This window comes from Persephonella sp. (assembly GCF_027023985.1).
Classification (GTDB): Bacteria; Aquificota; Aquificia; order Aquificales; family Hydrogenothermaceae; genus Persephonella_A.
On record NZ_JALVTW010000010.1, the window covers coordinates 47,089 to 64,598 of the forward strand.

The 17,510-nt window shown below is 34.9% G+C and carries 18 protein-coding genes; 6 read left to right on the top strand and 12 right to left on the bottom strand.

Annotated elements, in window-relative coordinates; genetic code table 11:
• Positions 1–138 precede the first annotated feature (138 nt).
• The 8 genes from atpD to MVE07_RS02125 all read right to left on the bottom strand — a co-directional run bounded on the left by atpD (position 139) and on the right by MVE07_RS02125 (position 9,016).
• On the bottom strand, positions 139–1,572 hold the full coding sequence (atpD, locus tag MVE07_RS02090; RefSeq protein ID WP_008288863.1) for a F0F1 ATP synthase subunit beta: 1,434 nt from the start codon (positions 1,570–1,572) through the stop codon (positions 139–141).
• A gap of 25 nt (positions 1,573–1,597) precedes the next feature.
• Positions 1,598–2,473, bottom strand: coding sequence for a F0F1 ATP synthase subunit gamma (locus MVE07_RS02095; protein WP_297453295.1), 876 nt, complete (start codon positions 2,471–2,473; stop codon positions 1,598–1,600).
• 14 nt (positions 2,474–2,487) lie between these two features.
• On the bottom strand, positions 2,488–4,002 hold the full coding sequence (gene atpA, locus MVE07_RS02100; protein WP_297453297.1) for a F0F1 ATP synthase subunit alpha: 1,515 nt from the start codon (positions 4,000–4,002) through the stop codon (positions 2,488–2,490).
• 34 nt (positions 4,003–4,036) lie between these two features.
• Positions 4,037–4,585: an ATP synthase F1 subunit delta gene (gene atpH, locus MVE07_RS02105; protein WP_297453299.1), complete on the bottom strand. Its 549-nt coding sequence runs from the start codon at positions 4,583–4,585 to the stop codon at positions 4,037–4,039.
• Positions 4,586–4,599: 14 nt separating this feature from the next.
• Positions 4,600–5,127 (bottom strand): ATP synthase F0 subunit B, encoded by a 528-nt coding sequence (locus MVE07_RS02110; protein WP_297453301.1) that lies wholly within the window; start codon positions 5,125–5,127, stop codon positions 4,600–4,602.
• A complete protein-coding gene (locus MVE07_RS02115; protein WP_297453303.1) occupies positions 5,124–5,567 on the bottom strand; it encodes an ATP synthase F0 subunit B in 444 nt (147 codons plus the stop codon). Before MVE07_RS02115 ends, MVE07_RS02110 begins: the two co-directional genes overlap by 4 nt.
• A gap of 128 nt (positions 5,568–5,695) precedes the next feature.
• Complete coding sequence (gene rnr / locus MVE07_RS02120; RefSeq protein ID WP_297453305.1) at positions 5,696–7,798, bottom strand: ribonuclease R; 2,103 nt, start codon at positions 7,796–7,798, stop codon at positions 5,696–5,698.
• Between the two features lie 51 nt (positions 7,799–7,849).
• The gene (locus MVE07_RS02125) at positions 7,850–9,016 is read right to left on the bottom strand and encodes an aspartate aminotransferase family protein (protein WP_297453307.1); all 1,167 of its coding nucleotides are present in this window, start codon (positions 9,014–9,016) and stop codon (positions 7,850–7,852) included.
• A gap of 57 nt (positions 9,017–9,073) precedes the next feature.
• On the opposite strand from MVE07_RS02125, the gene MVE07_RS02130 reads away from it, so the two are divergent.
• Together MVE07_RS02130 and tyrS are read left to right on the top strand one after the other, a co-directional pair.
• Positions 9,074–9,490 (top strand): hypothetical protein, encoded by a 417-nt coding sequence (locus tag MVE07_RS02130; RefSeq protein ID WP_297453309.1) that lies wholly within the window; start codon positions 9,074–9,076, stop codon positions 9,488–9,490.
• Positions 9,491–9,527: 37 nt separating this feature from the next.
• Positions 9,528–10,769 carry a tyrosine--tRNA ligase gene (gene tyrS / locus MVE07_RS02135; protein WP_297453312.1) on the top strand — a complete coding sequence of 414 codons (1,242 nt, stop codon included), beginning with the start codon at positions 9,528–9,530 and terminating at the stop codon, positions 10,767–10,769.
• Positions 10,770–10,779: 10 nt separating this feature from the next.
• Here tyrS and MVE07_RS02140 read toward each other — a convergent pair whose 3' ends face one another.
• Entirely contained in the window at positions 10,780–11,181 is a 402-nt protein-coding gene (locus MVE07_RS02140; RefSeq protein ID WP_297453314.1) for a type II toxin-antitoxin system VapC family toxin, read from the bottom strand.
• Positions 11,150–11,392: an AbrB/MazE/SpoVT family DNA-binding domain-containing protein gene (locus MVE07_RS02145; RefSeq protein WP_297453316.1), complete on the bottom strand. Its 243-nt coding sequence runs from the start codon at positions 11,390–11,392 to the stop codon at positions 11,150–11,152. Before MVE07_RS02145 ends, MVE07_RS02140 begins: the two co-directional genes overlap by 32 nt.
• Positions 11,393–11,516: 124 nt before the next feature.
• On the opposite strand from MVE07_RS02145, the gene MVE07_RS02150 reads away from it, so the two are divergent.
• From MVE07_RS02150 to MVE07_RS02160, 3 genes are read left to right on the top strand one after another with little or no spacing between them, the layout of a single operon-like run.
• Positions 11,517–12,110, top strand: a complete 594-nt coding sequence (locus MVE07_RS02150) for a Uma2 family endonuclease (RefSeq protein ID WP_297453318.1) — start codon at positions 11,517–11,519, stop codon at positions 12,108–12,110.
• Positions 12,103–12,573 carry a YqaA family protein gene (locus MVE07_RS02155; protein WP_297453320.1) on the top strand — a complete coding sequence of 157 codons (471 nt, stop codon included), beginning with the start codon at positions 12,103–12,105 and terminating at the stop codon, positions 12,571–12,573. The genes MVE07_RS02150 and MVE07_RS02155 overlap by 8 nt, the downstream gene beginning before the upstream one ends.
• On the top strand, positions 12,570–12,743 hold the full coding sequence (locus MVE07_RS02160; RefSeq protein WP_297453322.1) for a uracil-DNA glycosylase: 174 nt from the start codon (positions 12,570–12,572) through the stop codon (positions 12,741–12,743). Before MVE07_RS02155 ends, MVE07_RS02160 begins: the two co-directional genes overlap by 4 nt.
• Here the strand turns inward: MVE07_RS02160 and MVE07_RS02165 are convergent.
• Together MVE07_RS02165 and MVE07_RS02170 are read right to left on the bottom strand one after the other, a co-directional pair.
• A complete protein-coding gene (locus tag MVE07_RS02165; RefSeq protein WP_297453324.1) occupies positions 12,732–13,589 on the bottom strand; it encodes an RNA polymerase sigma factor RpoD/SigA in 858 nt (285 codons plus the stop codon). The two genes, MVE07_RS02160 and MVE07_RS02165, sit on opposite strands and share 12 nt — an antisense overlap.
• A 47-nt stretch (positions 13,590–13,636) precedes the next feature.
• The gene (locus tag MVE07_RS02170; protein ID WP_297453326.1) at positions 13,637–14,722 is read right to left on the bottom strand and encodes a trypsin-like peptidase domain-containing protein; all 1,086 of its coding nucleotides are present in this window, start codon (positions 14,720–14,722) and stop codon (positions 13,637–13,639) included.
• A gap of 55 nt (positions 14,723–14,777) precedes the next feature.
• Here MVE07_RS02170 and MVE07_RS02175 point away from each other — a divergent pair, with 55 nt between their 5' ends.
• Positions 14,778–17,501, top strand: coding sequence for a glutamine-synthetase adenylyltransferase (locus MVE07_RS02175; protein WP_297453329.1), 2,724 nt, complete (start codon positions 14,778–14,780; stop codon positions 17,499–17,501).
• Positions 17,502–17,510 lie beyond the last annotated feature (9 nt).

Here is a 17,510-nt window from a genome sequence, read left to right on the forward strand (position 1 = left end):
ATATGTTTTTAATTATTAATAATAAAACAGGTTTTTACTAATGGTAAAGAGTGTTTATTAATCTAATTGAAATATGAATAACTTGGAATATTATGAAAAAATTAAAAAAGCGGGCTGTCAACCCGCTTTGTAGATTAATTATCCTTGTTTTGCCATAATTTCTTCTGCTTTTCTTTTGGCGTCTTCTATGTCAGCCACCATGTAGAATGCCTGTTCTGGAAGATGATCCCATTTACCTTCAACAACTTCTTTGAATGATCTGATTGTATCTTCTCTTTTTACGTAATCACCGGGTTGTCCTGTGAACTGCTCAGCAACGTGGAATTTCTGAGCAAGGAACCTTTGAAGTCTTCTTGCTCTACCAACCAGTGCCTTGTCTTCCTCAGAAAGTTCTTCCATACCAAGAATTGCGATAATTTCTTGCAGTTCTTTGTATCTTTGGAGAATTCTTTGAACTTCCCTTGCAACGTAGTAATGTTCTTCTCCTACATACTCAGGAGCAAGGGCTTTAGATGTAGACTCTAATGGGTCAATAGCTGGATAAATACCCAGCTCTGCAAGTCTCCTTTGGAGAACAATTGTAGCGTCTAAGTGTGCGAAAATAGATGCTGGCGCTGGGTCTGTAATATCGTCAGCCGGAACATAAACAGCCTGAATAGATGTAATAGAACCATTAACTGTTGAAGCAATTCTTTCCTGAACTTCACCAACGTCAGTTCCCAATGTTGGCTGATAACCAACAGCAGATGGAAGTCTTCCAAGAAGTGTTGAAACTTCAGCACCTGCCTGAACAAATCTGAAGATATTATCTATGAAAATAAGAACGTCTTGCTTTTCAACATCTCTAAAGTATTCAGCCATTGTCAGACCTGTTTGGGCAACTCTAAATCTAACCCCTGGAGGCTCATTCATCTGTCCGTAAACCATAGCTGTATATGGAAGAACTCCAGATTCTTTCATTTCCATCCAAAGGTCATTTCCTTCCCTTGTTCTTTCACCAACACCAACAACAACAGAGTATCCAGAGTGGAACTTAGCTATGTTGTGGATAAGCTCCTGCATAAGAACTGTTTTTCCAACTCCAGCACCACCGAATAGACCAACTTTTCCACCCTTGATGAATGGAACAAGAAGGTCAATAACTTTAATACCTGTTTCAAATATTTCTACTTTTGTTGACTGCTCTTCAAATGATGGTGCAGGTCTGAATATTGGCCATTTTTCCTCAGCCTCAACAGGTCCGGCATCGTCAATTGGTTGTCCAACAACGTTGAATATTCTTCCAAGAACTGCTTTGCCTACCGGTATTTGAAGTGGTCCACCTATACTTTCAACTTCTTGTCCTCTAACAAGACCATCTGTTGGACCATAAGCAATAGTTCTTACCCTTTTTTCTCCAAGGTGCTGTGCAACTTCAAGATAAAGGTCTTCTGTTGTTTCGTTTCCCCTGTCATCAATTGCTATTCTTGTTGTTTTTAATGCCCATCTTATTTCTGGAAGTTCTTCTGTTTCAAATTCAACGTCTACTACAGGTCCTACGACCTGAACAATTTTACCCTTGTTATCTGCCATTCTTTATATCCTCCTATATTTCTTTTTACTGAATTGCATTAGAAGCATTAATAATATCAATAAGTTCTGTAGTAATTGCTTCCTGTCTTGCTTTGTTAAATATAATTGTCCATTTTTTGATTGCTTCTCCGGCATTTCTGGTTGCGTTATCCATTGCTATCATCCTTGCTGCATGCTCTGCAGTTGAGGATTCAACCAATGCCCTGTAAAGCTGGAAGTTTATATATCTTTTAAGTAGTTCTTCAAGCACATCTTCTGCAGATGGTTCTATGTTATATCTTGAAAGTTCAGAAAGTTTTGAAAAATCCAGCTCCGGCTCAATAGGGAAAAGTTTTCTGACTTTTGTTTCATAGGTGGCTGTTGTCAGTAGTTCATTATTTACCATATAAACTGCATCTGTTTTTTCATTTTCATATCTTTCTGCAATTATTCCGCCAACCTGAGATGTGAAAGCAAGGTTTAAATGGTCTCTGTAAATATCTTCGTATTCTGCAATTATATTGAAGTTTTTATTTTTGAAGAACTGAACAGCCTTTCTTCCAATCAGAATAAGATTAACATTTTTGCCTTCTTCTTCGAATTTTTTAACATCATTAAGGGTTTGCTTTATAACATAAGAGTTAAATGCACCTGCAAGACCTCTGTCTGCTGTGATTACGATGTAATCTATAGTCTTCTCTTCTCTAATTTTTAAAAGGGGATGTATATCCCTATCAACAAACATTGCAAGGTCATTTATAAGGTCATAAAGCCTTTCAGAATAAGGGCGGGTTGCATTGAGCATCGCCCTTGCTTTATTAAGTTTGGCGGCGGAAACCGCCTTCATTGCCTTTGTTATACGCTGTGTATTCTTTATACCCTGTATCTTTCTTTTAATATCCCTTGGTGAGAGTTTTGCCATTCTTCCTTACCTCACTAAAAGGCAACTTTCTTTTTAAATTCTTCTATTGCTTCTTTCAGTTTTGTTTCTATTTCATCTGTAAGTTTTTTCTCTGCTCTAATCATTTCAAGAACTTCAGGTTTTTCTGTGTCAAGGAATGTATAGAATTCCTGCTCAAATTTCTGTATTGCGTTAACAGGGACATCATCAAGGTATCCTTTTGTTCCTGCATATATGATTGCTATCTGTTTTTCTACCGGAACCGGTTTGTTTGGTGGCTGTTTGAGGAGTTCTACAAGTCTTTGTCCCCTTGCGATTTGTTGCTGAGTAGCTTTATCAAGTTCAGAAGCAAACTGAACGAAAGCTTCAAGCTCTCTGAACTGTGCAAGCTCCAGTCTGAGTGTTCCTGCAACCTGTTTCATAGCTTTAATCTGAGCTGCACCACCAACCCTTGAAACAGAAAGACCAACGTTAATAGCAGGTCTTACACCTTTGTGGAAAAGGTCAGTTTCAAGGAATATCTGTCCATCTGTAATAGAGATAACGTTTGTTGGGATGTAAGCAGCAACGTCACCTGCCTGTGTTTCAATAATTGGGAGAGCTGTTAATGAACCTGCTCCAAGGTCATCATTCAGCTTAGCAGCTCTTTCAAGAAGTCTTGAGTGGAGATAGAAAACATCACCAGGGTAAGCTTCCCTTCCCGGAGGTCTTCTGAGAAGAAGTGAAAGCTGTCTATATGCATAAGCATGTTTTGTAAGGTCGTCATATATAATAAGAGCGTGCATTCCGTTATCTCTAAAGTATTCAGCAATTGTGCAACCAACGAATGGAGCGATATACTGCATTGTTGCAGGGTCAGAAGCTGTAGCAGCAACAACTGTTGTATATTCCATAGCTCCGTGTTTCTGGAGTGTTTCAACTATTTGTCTAACAACAGCCCTTTTTTGCCCTATTGCAACATATACACAGTAAACATTTTCACCTTTCTGGTTAAGGATAGTATCTATAGCAATAGTTGTTTTACCTGTAGCCCTGTCACCGATAATAAGCTCCCTCTGTCCTCTTCCGATAGGTATCATTGCGTCAATAGCTTTGATACCTGTTTGAAGTGGTTCATGAACAGATTTTCTTGTAACAACACCTGGAGCAATTTTTTCAACAGGTGAGTAGTATGCTATATCTTCTATTGGTCCTTTTCCGTCTATTGGCTTTCCTGTCCCATCAACAACTCTTCCTACAAGCCCCATTCCAACCGGGATTTCAAGTATCTTTCCTGTTCTTTTTACTATAGTTCCTTCTTCTATTCCTGTTTCATCACCGAGAAGAATAATACCGACGTTATCTTCTTCAAGGTTGAATGCAACACCTAATTTTCCATTTTCAAATTCAACCATTTCACCATACATAGCCTTTTCAAGACCAAATACCCTTGCAACACCATCACCAACCTGAAGAACTGTTCCAACTTCTTCAAGATTTGCTTTAGCTTCAAATTCTTCTAATTGTTTTTTAAGGCTTTCAGCTACTTCTTCCGCTCTTATTGCAGACATCTAAAACCTCCTTTTATCTTCTTAATTTTATTTCTTAGTAAGATGTTAATTGTTGTTCTAATTTTCTCAGATATGTTCTTACAGAGGAATCAAGAATATAACTTCCTGCTTTTACGATAATTCCTGCTATTATTGATGGGTCTTGTTTTACTTCAAATTCAACTTTCTTACCTAATTTACTTTCAACTGCTTTTTTTACTTCTTCTAGTAACGACTCATCTATTGGATAGGCTGTAATTACTTCTCCTTTCACAGTTGCAAAGAATTTTTCAACCTCAAATGAGAACTGATCTGAAATTTCCCTAAGAATATTACCTTTGTTAATCTTAACAATATATTTAAGAGCTTCTACTACATGCTCATTAAGAGATGCTTTTTCAGCAAGAAGATTAATTACTTTTTCTTTTTCTTCGTAAGGTAATTGTGGATTGAGGATTATATTTCTAAATGTTTTATCTTTTCTGTATAAATCTTGAACAAGAGAAAGATCATCTGCAACTTTGATTAAAACTGATTCTTCTTTAGGAAGTTTATTTAAAAGAACTTTTACAACTCTTTTTAATATCTTTTTATCTACTTTCAATTTGAACCTCCGTTTTAGGATATGCTTTTGAGAGTTTTAAGAATTAATTCTTTCTCAACTTCTGGATTTGCTTTTTCTTTTACAATTTTTTCTGAAATTTCTATAGCCTTTTGAACTGCATATTTTCTAAGTTCGTTTTCTCCTCTTTTAATCTCAACCATTATCATTTCTTTAGCCTGTTCTTTTATTCTCTGGGCTATTTCTTCAGCTTCTTTTAAAGCTGCTTCTCTTTCTTTTTTTGCAGTTTCTTCTGCTATTTTTAAGCTTTCATGGAATTTTTGTTTGGTTTCTTCAAGTTTTGCCTGTGCTTCTTCAAGAGCTTTTTTGCTTTCTTCTTGTGCTTTTTGTGCCTCTTGAACCATTGAAGCTACAGATTGTCTTCTGTTTTCTAAAGCAGGAGCTATCCATTTTTTGAAAACCCATACCAAAAGAGCAACCAAAATAAGAGTATTTATAGTTTTCCACAACATTAAACTGCCTTCTCCTTCTGAGGCAACAGACAGGGAAACAATAGCCAGATTTAACAGGAAGATTTTTCTCATGCTGCTTTCTCCTTGAGAAGTAGTTTTTCTGTAATTTCTTCTGCAATTTTTTCTATTATTTTGTCCATTGTTTTCTTTTCTACTTCAACTGTTAAAGCCACTTCCTTCTTGGCATCTTCTATTTCTTTTTCTGCTTCTTGCTGAGCTTTTCTGAGAATATCATTTACCATTTGTGTAGTTTCTTTGTGGTATTGTTCCATAATTTTCTTAGATTCTTCTCTTGTTTGAGCAAGGATTTTTTCTACTTCCTCAAGGATTTTTTCTGTTTTTTTCTTATTTTCTTCAGCTTCTGCTAAAAGCTGTTCTACAGTTTTTTCCCTTTCGTCAAATGCTTCAAGGTAAGGGTCAAAATAGATTTTTTTCATAATGAACATAAAAACAAGGAATATGGCAAGTTGCACAAACAGAGTAATATCCGGTATTACATGAACCTCAGGCATTCTCCTAAGTCCTCCACAGATTGATTTCAATCTTAATTATCATATCACAATAGTTATATAAAGTTCAAAGATAAAGTGTTATACTTGTTTATGAAATCTTCAGAGAGTTATTAAGATTCAAAGAATTTTTAAGTTTCCACATAAGAAAGGTCTAATTTTTTTAGGTCTTCATCAACATTTTCAATCCTTACTCTGATTTTGTCTCCTAATCTAAAAATTTTGCCTTCGCTGATAAGTCTCTGGTTGAGTTCATCATATTTGAAATATCCAGGTAATGTGGCTATAGGAATAAGTCCTTCTATTAAATATTTTTCAATTTCAACAAATAGCCCAAAAGAAACAACTCCTGTTATGATTCCTTCAAATACTTCACCTATATGATTAGTTAGAATTCTTAGTTTCAAGATTTCAAGGGCATCTCTTTCTGCATCGTCAGCGACCCTTTCCATTTTTGAGCATTGTTTGGCAATTTCTTCAAGTTTGGCAGGAAGTATCTGGAGGTCTTTTTTGGTGAATTTTCCTTTTATCTCTTTTTTGAGCATTCTGTGGACATTTATATCTGCATATCTTCTAATCGGTGAGGTAAAATGAGTGTAACAATCGGAAGCAAGCCCGAAATGTCCTATGTTTTCTGTGGAGTATTTAGCCTGTCTCATAGTCCTTAGAGCCATAAATCTGACAAGATTTTCCTCAGGGGTGCCTGCAACTTTTTCAAGGATTTTCTGGATAAATTTTGGTGTTATTTTCTCTGGGTATGAAACGTCATATCCAAGACCTGCAACAAGGTCAACAAATTTTATAACTTTGTCTAAATCTGGTTCTTCATGAACCCTGTATATAAAAGGCAGTTCTTTTTTGAACATATGTTTTGCAACTGTTTCATTGGCAATTATCATAAATTCTTCTATTATTCGGTGTGCCAGATGTCTCTCGTATGGAACGACATCATAAGGGTCTCCTGTTTCTGTGAATAATATCTGACTTTCTGGCATATCAAAATCAATGCTTCCTCTTTTTTCCTTTGCTTTCATAAGGATTTTTGCCAGTTCTTCCATATATCTAAGGGGTTGAACAACATCCGGATATTTTTCCTCAAGTGCAGGGTCACCAACAATAAGTCTCAGTGCTTCATCATAGGTCAGTTTTGCTTTACTTACGATAACACTTTCATATATGTCGTATTCAACCACCTGACCTTTTTTGTTAATAAGCATCTCACAGGTAAAAGCATATTTTTTCTCGTTTGGTCTTAAACTACAAAGTTCTGCTGCAAGTCTTTCTGGTAGCATGTGAAGTGCTCTTTCAGGAAGATAGTATGTATTACCCCTCTCAAATGCTTCCCTATCAATTGCAGAACCTTCTTTAACATAATGGGATACATCTGCTATATGGACATAAAGTCTGTATAAATTACCCTCTTTTTCTATTGCCACCGCATCATCATGGTCTCTGGCGGATGGTGGGTCTATTGTGAAACATATCTGCTTTGTAAGGTCTCTTCTATTTTTGGTTATCCTAACTGTTGATGGCAGTTTTTCTGCTTCAGCTATTGCTTCCTTTGAATGTTCTGTTGGCAGGTTATACTTTCTGGCTATGATTTCTGCTACTGTTAATGTATTTTTTGTTTTTCCTAAGACTTTAAGTATTTTCCCTCTGCCTCTGATACGGGGTGCTGGATACTGGGTTATTTCTATAACAACATAAGTTCCCGGTTCTAATTTATGTTTTTTTGCTTCTTTTTTTGAAATATATATTTTATGGGGTAAAACTGTGTCTGATAAAAGAATATAATGTCCTGTCCTGTCTTTATAATATCTTCCAACAGCTGTTTTTATCGCTCTTTCTATTACTTTTACTATTTTTGCTTCATCTTTTTTTCTTCTTTTAACTGCACGGGCAAGAACAATATCTCCGTCAAACAGATATCTCATTTCCGGAGGAGGGATAAATAAATCCTCAACCTCATCCCCTATGATTAGAAATCCATAACCGCTTGGATGGGCTTCTACTCTGCCTTCAATTAGATTTTCTTCCTTTTGTTTCCATTCTGTAAGCAGATATTTTCCTTTTTCATATCTGATTATTTTTTTCTTTTGGAGTTTTTTTAGGAGCTTGCGGAGAACTTTTTTTTCGGATTTAGGAACTCCTAATTTCCTCTGGAGCATTTTAAAATAGACAGGTTTTCCTCTATGCTTTAAAAAATTAATAATATCTTTTTCTGTTATATCCATATACTCCCCTTACCATTTAATATCTATCTAACATATTAAGTTATAAATTGTTTATAGACAATCCTTTAGTATTTTTATCCCTTCTTCAATCTGCTGTTTTGTTATGATTAAAGGAGGAACAAATCGCAGTGTGTTTCCGCCTGCAGTTCCTATTATAAGCCCATTTTCAAGACAATTTTTGGCTATCTGGGATGCATCTTTTTCCGGAGGAAGCGGGCAACCTATCATAAGGCCTTTTCCCCTTGGATTAAGACCAATATCTGTAAGCAATTCTTTTAGATATTCTCCTTTTTCGATTACTTCTTCTAAAAACCCCTTTTGCAGCACCTTATTTAAGACAACTTTTGCCGCTGTTGTTGCCAGATAATTCCCCCCAAATGTTGAACCATGAGTTCCCGGAGTAAAAGAAGCAGCTATTTTCTCTTTTGCAAGGACTGCACCTATTGGCACACCTCCACCAAGGCCTTTTGCCAGTGTTATTATGTCAGGGCATATATCATAATGCTGATATGCAAACAGTTTTCCTGTTCTGCCTATTCCTGTCTGGACTTCATCTATCACAATTAAGAGCTTATGTTTTTCTGCAAGTTCTTTTATAGCCTGTAAAAACTGCTTATCTATTGGATTAATACCACCTTCTCCCTGTATCAGTTCAAACATTATTGCTGCTGTGTTCTCTGTTACCGCAGATTTAAGACTGTCTATATCATTGAAAGAGGCATATCTAATCCCCTGAAGCAGAGGCTTAAATCCTTCGTGGTATTTAGGCTGGGCTGTTGCTGTCAATGAACCTATTGTTCTTCCGTGAAATCCGCCAGTAAATGTTATTATTTCATATTTGTCCGGTCTTCCTTTATCATAAAAATACTTTCTAACAAGTTTTATTGCTGTTTCATTGGCTTCTGCACCTGAATTACAGAAAAAGACTTTGTCTAAACAGGAATTTTCCACAAGAATTTTTGCCACATCTATCTGGGGTTGTATATAAAAAAGATTTGATACATGAATAACCTGCTGAGCCTGATTACAGATAGCTTCTGCTAAATCTGGGTCTGCATGGCCTAAGGTATTAACCGCTATACCGGCAAGCATATCAAGGTATTTTTTTCCCTGTGTGTCATACAGATAAACCCCTTCACCTTTTACAAAAGAAACCGGATATCTGGCATAATTTCCAATTAGATATTTATTTCCTTCTTCAATAAAGTTTTCAGCCATTTATTCTCCTGATATACTCGTAATTATCACTAAAATTATAAAACAGGAGCACCAGCTATGGAAATTGTGTTTTCAGGACTTGGGAAATTATCAGAAATTGAAAACTGTCCAGAGTGTAAACAAAGGGGTTTCCCTGTAAAAGAAATTACATTAAAAAATTTTGTTCAACAACCGCTGCGAACCTATGCCGGCTTTTTCTTTTGTCATAATCCAGATTGTGAAGTGGTTTATTTTAACAACACAGCAAAAATAACTATCAAAAAAGACCAGCTTAATGTCCGTGTCGGCATTAAAGAAAAAGAGCCTCCAAGACCTATCTGCTATTGTTTCGGCTATAATATAGAGGATTTAAATGAAAACACCGTAGAAGAAATAAAACAAAAAATAAAAGAGATAGGCTGTCAGTGTGAAATCAAAAATCCAAGCGGTAGATGTTGCTTATCAGACATAAAAGATTTTCTTAATCAGATATAATAATTCCTAAAAAGTTTTAGGAGGAAATTTTATATTGATGGAATTTCATGGTCTGTCTCCAGAGGAGCAGCTAAAAATAATAAAAAAAGGTGTTATTGAAATCATAAATGAGGAAGAGCTCCTTGAAAAATTAAAGGAAGGAAGACCTCTTATTGTAAAGGCAGGTTTTGACCCTACAGCACCAGACCTGCATCTTGGACATACAGTTCTTTTGCAAAAACTTAGAACTTTTCAGCAGCTTGGACATACTGTTTATTTCATAATCGGTGATTTTACAGCTATGATAGGAGATCCTTCAGGAAGGGACAAAACAAGACCACCTTTAACAAGGGAACAAGTTTTAGAAAATGCAAAAACATATAAAGAGCAGGTTTTTAAGGTTTTAGACCCTGAAAAAACAGTGGTTGTTTTCAACAGCGAATGGCTTGGGGACATGACAGCAGAAGACCTTATCAGGCTAACAGCAAAGTATACAGTGGCAAGAATGCTTGAAAGGGATGACTTCAAAAAAAGATTCAAAGAAAACAGACCAATTGCTATACATGAGTTTATTTATCCATTACTTCAGGCTTATGACTCTGTTGCAATAAAAGCAGATGTTGAGCTTGGAGGTTCAGACCAAAGATTTAATCTCCTAATAGGAAGGGATATTCAAAAGGAATACGGCATAGAAAAACCGCAGGTGGCAATTCTTCTTCCTCTCCTTGTTGGAACTGACGGCGTTAGAAAAATGAGTAAATCATACGGAAACTACATCGGCATAACAGAACCACCTGAGGAGATGTTTGGAAAGATAATGTCTATTCCGGACGAGCTTATGTGGGATTACTGGGAACTACTTACTGACCTTACAGTTGAAGAGATAGAAAAGATGAAAAAAGACGTTGAAGCAGGCACACTTCATCCAATGGAAGTAAAAAAACAGCTTGCAATGTATATAGTAACCAGATTTCATGACGAAGATGCTGCAATAAAAGCAAAAGAACATTTTGAAAGGGTTCATTCAAAAAGAGAACTTCCTGAAGAAATACCTGAACCTGAAGTGATAATAGCCTCAGAAGAGAAGAAAATACCAATATACGAGCTTGTTTATAAAGTAGGCTTTGCACCTTCAAAGTCCGAAGCAAGAAGACTAATCAAAGGGGGAGCTGTAAAAATAGATGGAAACAAAATAACAGATCCTTATGCAGAAATAGACCTTAGCTCTGAGTTTGTCTTGCAAGTAGGAAAAAGAAAATTTGCAAGAATAAAACCAGAGAATATAAAAGTAGAAGCTTAAAGGGGAAGGGTTATCCCTTCTCTTTTAGGCATTTATTCAATTTTTTATCAAAGGTTAAAACTGAATAATTACCCCCGTAAGCACAGATTAAACAATCCACAAAATCTAAATTTTTGTTTGCATATAAATTGAGGGCATCTATAACTGTTTGTTTATCCTGAGTTTTTATATTTTTACTTTTTAATAATTCTGTTAGGACTTCAGCTATTTCTTTTTTATCAACATCGTAAACTCCTTTGAGAACGTATACAATTTCAGCTATAACAGATTGCAATATATATACTGTCTTTTTACCAGCAAAAATTTCTTCAAAAATTTTATTTGCCTGCTTGAATAAATCTTCATCGTCTTTCAGTAAATATCTCAAGACAACATCGGCATCAATAATTACTGTGTTTTGCTTTAACTGCATTTGCAAAAGCCTCTTTTTCCTCTTTTATAATTTCCTCAACACTTTTTCTTTTTTTTGCGTATTTATGTAAAATTCCAGCTAGATTTTTAACGGGTTTTATAACTATTTCCCCATTTTTTTCTTCTATTTCTACTATATTTGTTTTTAGCTTTCTACGAATTTCTGCAGGGATAGTAATCTGACCTTTTTTTGTAATCTTTGCTATAAACACATTGTATCCTCCATCAGTAATACTTATCAAAAATGTAAGACTTTATTCAATAAAATGCAATAAATTAGACAAAACAAAAATCTGGAATTATTATAGATAAACAACAGTAAAAGGGTGTTTTAAAATGGCTACAAAATTAAGAGAAAAACCTAAAAAACCAGAAAGTTTTAAGTATAGGTTTAAGGTTAAAGATTTGGAAAAAATGTATGAAGCAGGAATTTTCGACCCTGAAGAAAAAATTGAGCTTATATACGGAGAGGTAATCAGATTGAGCCCTATTGGTTTAAAACATGCAATAGTAGTTAACAATTTGGTAGATATACTTAGCGATTTATTAAAAGAAACAAATTTGAAATCAAAATATATTTTAAGTGTTCAAAATCCAGTTTTTTTATCACAAGAGAACTTAGTTCAGCCTGATGTAACAATAGTAAGTAGAGAATTCTCAAAAGAAAAACAACATCCAAAATCAAAATATATAGAAGTATTAATAGAGGTTTCTGATACAACTTTAGAAAAGGATAGAAAAATAAAATTGCCCCTTTATGCTAAATACGAAATAAAACAGGTATGGATAGTCGATTTAATCCAAAATCAAATAGAGGTTTATACGAAACCTTACAAAAATGAATATTTAAACGTTCAAATATTTCCTATGGATAAGGAAATTTCTGTTTTTAATAAAAACATAAAAGTAAAGGATTTACTTGATGTTTGAAGCTTTAAGGCACTGGGCGGAAGGAGTTGTTGCTGATTACGGATATTGGGGGATTTTTATAGTTTCTTTTACAGAAAGTATTATACAACCTGTTCCCCCAGACCCTTTTATAACAGGTGGAACAGCCTTTGGTCTTATTCCTGTGTATGCAGCCTTAATTGCAGCTTTTGGAAGTGTTCTTGGAGGTTTAGTTGGATATTTCCTTGGAAAGTTTTTAGGAGAACCTATCCTAAAAAAATTTATATCTGAAAAGCATTATGAAAAAGGGGAAATACTATTTAGAAAATACGGTATATGGGCTGTTATTATTGCTGGAATAACACCGATACCTTTTAAGGTTATATGCTGGATGGCTGGGATTTTTGAAATGCCAGTTTTTGGGTTTTTACTTGCAGCTTTTATTGGAAGATTTCCACGATTTTTATTTATGGCATTTTTTGGGCAATGGCTTGGAAGCCTATGAAAAAGGTAAACTGTCATAAATGTGAATATTTTTATATAACATGGGATAAAAATTTTCCTTATGGATGTAAAGCTTTTGGATTTAAAAGTAGATTAATACCTTCTATTGAGGTAAAAAAAGCTTCTGGTAGAGAATGTCTTCAGTTCAAGCCTAAAAGCTCAGCTAAGTAAATCTTTAAGATGTCTTTTTGTAGCAAGAGCTCTGATTTTTTTAAGTGTTCTAATTTCTATCTGTCTGACCCTTTCCCTTGAAACGCCAAGGGCTTTTCCTATTTCCCTGAGGGTCTTAGGTTCTTCTCCGTGAAGACCGAACCTGTGAATAATAATATATCTTTCTCTCTCATTAAGATGGGACAGTATATAGTCTATCTCTTTTTCTATAGCTTCCTGAACAACATCCTCTTCAATATCTTTTGTGCTATGTTTTGATACAAGGTCAATAAAAAATGTTCCCTCTTCCATATCAACAGGAGTGTCAAGTGATACAGAATGTCTTTTTATCAGCAAATAGCTCTCTATTGTTTCTTCATCAACTTCAATATCTTCTTTCTCTTTTAGATAATTTTTTATTTCAGTGTATTTTGGTTCTCTATTCAGTTTCTCTTTCAGTTCCAGATATGCTGTATCAATTTTCATAGAAAGATTTTGTGTTTTCTGGGGAATTTTTATAACATCTTTCTGGTTTTGAATTGTTTGAAGTATAGACTGCTTTATCCACCAGATTGCATAGGATATAAACCTGACTCCTCTATCTGGGTCAAATCTTTTGGCAGCTTCTATCAAACCTATATTACCGGCAGATATCAGTTCCTGAAAGGGAATTCCGTATCCTGAGTAATTTTTGGCAACATTTACAACAAACCTGAGATTTGATTTTATGAGTTTCTCAAGAGCTTCTTTGTCTCCCTCCTTAGCCCTGCGTGCTACCTCTTTTTCTTCTTCAGGGGTTAAAAGGGGGATTTTAGATATAGATTTCAGATAATAAGTGATACCCTCTTCATAGGTAAACTTTCTCATATTCTAAATACTCCCCTTTTAATTGGTGCAGATTTTACTATATTCCTTTATTGTTTATCAACAAGTTTTTCTATTTTGAGATTGAAATTTAATTTCTTTCCATGCCTGAACACTACTATATTAAGGGTTTCTCCTATTTTTCCTCTGAGCACTATATTTTTAAGTTCGGCAGAAGTTCTGATTTTTTTACCGTTAACTGAAAGAATTATATCACCGGCTTTAATTCCGGCTTTATATGCAGGGGAGTTTTTGAAAACTTTAATTACTTTTACACCATAATTAAGATGGAGTTTTTTCTTCTGATAATTGGAGAGTTTTTCGGTAATAACCCCTATCCAGCCTCTCTGAACTTTTCCATAAGCTATAAGCTGATTTGCAATATCCATAACCATATCTATTGGTAAAGCAAAACCAAGTCCCTGGCCAGCCTGTATTATAGCTGTATTCATACCGACTACTTTACAGTCAAGGTCTAACAATGGACCTCCTGAGTCTCCCGGGTTTATTGCAGCATCTGTCTGTATATAGTTCTCGTAAGCAGAAATTCCCAGATTTCTATGGAGTGCAGAAATAATACCCAGTGTAAAGGTAAGTCCCACGTTATAAGGGCTTCCGGCAGATAAAACAAAATACCCAACTTTAAGCTTAGATGGGTTTCCTATTTCCAAAGGTTTAATATTTGCTATTTTTGGGTTGATTTTTACCTTTAAGACAGCTATATCACTTTCTGCATCTTTACCGGCAATGATTGATTTTGTTTTATATCCGTTGTGAAATCGGACTGTTATTGTTTTTGCCTTTTCTATAACATGATTATTTGTAACTATGTATAAAAACTGGGAGTCCTTTTTTATTACAAAACCTGAACCAAGGGATTCATTTTCTATTGAAGGAATATCTTCATTAAATTTGAAGATTATGGGAGTTTCGCTTTCTGTGGATTTTGAAAGTATTGTAACAATTGAAGGAGTCGCTTTTTGTATGACACTTGATATCCTTTCCTGCAGGGTTTTAACAACATCTTCTTTTTTATATATAACTTTTGTCTCTTTTTTCTCTATTACCTCTTTTTCAGGCTGACTTTCACAGGAAAACAGAAAAACAAGAGAGATTAATATTAAAAAATAATACACTTAACTCCCTCAGCTATTATATTATTTAAAAATATAATACTACAAGGATATTACAATGGGTAATTTATCAAAATTTGAGACACTGAAAAAGAATTTTTTAAAATCTCTCCCAGAAGAAAAATTCAAACTTCTTGAAAAACTATCAAATTATTCCTCTTGCATTACAGACTTTATTTTCAGACATACAGACCAGCTGGATTATATCTATTCCCAGCTTGACAAACCATTACTTGGTAGAGAAGAACTGGTAAAAGAGGCATTAGAAATAGCGAAAAATACAAATTTTAATCAACTTTCTGAAAAAATAACATTTTTTAAACTGAAACATTTTTCCCGTATAATAGCCAAAGACATTTACAAAAAACATGATTTGCTTGAACTGACAGAAGAATACTCATATCTGGCAGATGCATGTCTGGAAGCTGCATACAAGGCATCCCTTGAAAAAGCAAAGAGCAAATACGGAACACCTATAGACCAGAACACAGCCAAAGAAGCCGAAGGAAGCGTAATTGCACTGGGTAAACACGGAGGTTTAGACCTTAACTACTACTCAGACATAGACATTATGTATATTTACTCTGAAGAAGGAAAAACAGATAAAGGCATATCAAACAGGGAATTTTTCTTTGAAGTCTTTAGAAATGTCACCCAGATACTAATTAGAAGAAATATTGAAGGTCAGGCATGGATTGTAGACCTTGACCTGAGACCTGAAGGCTCAAAAGGAATGATAGCTTACTCCCTTCCTGCTATTGAGTTTTATTACTGGACTCACGGAAGAACATGGGAAAGGCATATGCTAATAAAGGCCAGACATGCTGCAGGAAGCAAAAAAGTATCACAGGAGTTTATGGATATTATAAAGCCTTTTGTTTACAGAAGAAGCACCGGTGCAGAAGTATTTGAAGAAATAGTTGAGATAAAAAAGCTAATAGAAGAGAATGCCAACAAAAAGGTTCAAAACGGAATTGATATTAAAAAAAGCAAGGGAGGAATTAGGGAAATTGAGTTTACCATTCAGGTATTCCAGCTGTTATACGGAGGGAAAATCCCTGAGCTTCAGGAAAGAAGGACAATAAAAGCCCTAAAAAAACTGATTGAGTTTGAAATAATAGACTCCAGATCAGGAAAACTACTTGAAGAGGCATACTACTTCTTCAGAAAGCTGGAACATTTATTACAGATAAAAAACTGTGTTCAGACCCAGAAATTTTACTTCAAAGATGCAGATGAATATGCCAGAAAAATGGGTTTTGAAGATACAGAGCAGTTTTTACAAAAGCTAAATGACTACAGAGAAAAGGTTAACCAGATTTTTGAAAATCTTACTCCACAGGCAGAAGTTCAGCTTACTCCACTACAAAAATTTATCCTCACAAAGCAGTATGAAGAAGAGGCAATAGAATATCTATCTTCCCTTGGATTTAAAAAACCTGAATGGGCTTTAAAAATCTTCAAAAATATATTTTTCAGCAAGCTGTATATTGAGCTTTCTGATAATTCCAAAGAGATATTCTTTGAGTTTATTCCAACCCTTGAAGAACACCTGAAAAACTTTCCAGATAGAGAAGATTTTCTATTAAACTTCTCTAAAATGCTTATAAACGGTAGAATGCTATGGGTCTTTGTATCTGCACTGGAACAAAACCAAAAACTTGTTGAGTTTATGCTAAATATTGCAAAGCTGTCTGATTATATATCAGACCTTATGTCAAAGGACAGGGAGCTTCTTGACTGGGCGTTTGGAATTGAGGAAGTTCCCCAGACTAAAGAGGATTTTCAAAAAGAGCTTGAAATTATTAAGGAAAAAGAATTTATTGATAGGTTAAAAAAACTGAAAAAAATTGTTGAAGTGTTAGTATCCCTTAGATATCTATCAAAAATTGACCAAAACGATGCATATAGCCGCCTAAAAGAAACCAATGAAGCATTATCAAATCTGGCCGATTCTATCCTTGAGCAGCTATACAACTATTTTGAAGGGAAAGAGTTTGCAATATACGGACTTGGTAAATTAGGTAGCAGAGAAATGAATATTGGTTCTGACCTTGACCTTATATTTGTATTTAAAGATGAAAAAAGCAAATACCAATTTTTAAAAATTCCCCAGCAGATAGTCAATGCCCTTACATCTTACTCAAAGGAAGGCATTTTATACAATCTGGATTTAAGACTCAGACCTTTTGGAAAAGCAGGAGAGCTATCTCCTCAGCTATCCTTCTATGAAAACTACTTTAAAAAGGAAGCACGGGTCTGGGAAAGACTTGCATGGACTAAAGCAAGATTTATCACAGGTGATTTATCTGTAAAACAAGAAATGGACAGGCTTATTGAGGATTTTCTGTTTTCCACAGAAATAAACAGAGAGTTTATTAATGAAGCTATTGATATGAGGTTCAGGCTTGAGGGACTTGCAAGGGAAACTCCAGAGGAGATTGATATAAAACTTGGCAAAGGAGGAACAGCAGATATAGAATTTCTCATTCAGATTTACTCTCTGAAAAACAAAAAAAGACTTACAAACATTCTGGAAGGGGTGGAGTTATTTAAAAAGGAGCTTATAGACGATTACCTGTTTTTAAGGGAGGTAGAAACAAGACTAAGAATGATAAAAGGAATAGGCCTGTCTAAAATATACAGAAACTCTCCTTTTTTATATAGAGTAGCGCACTCATTTAAAATGGAACCTGAGCAACTATGGGAAAAAATTATTAATACTAAAAAGGAAATAAGGGAGATATTTTTAAGGGAGATGAAAATTTTAAGGGAAAGTTAAGGGGGAAAT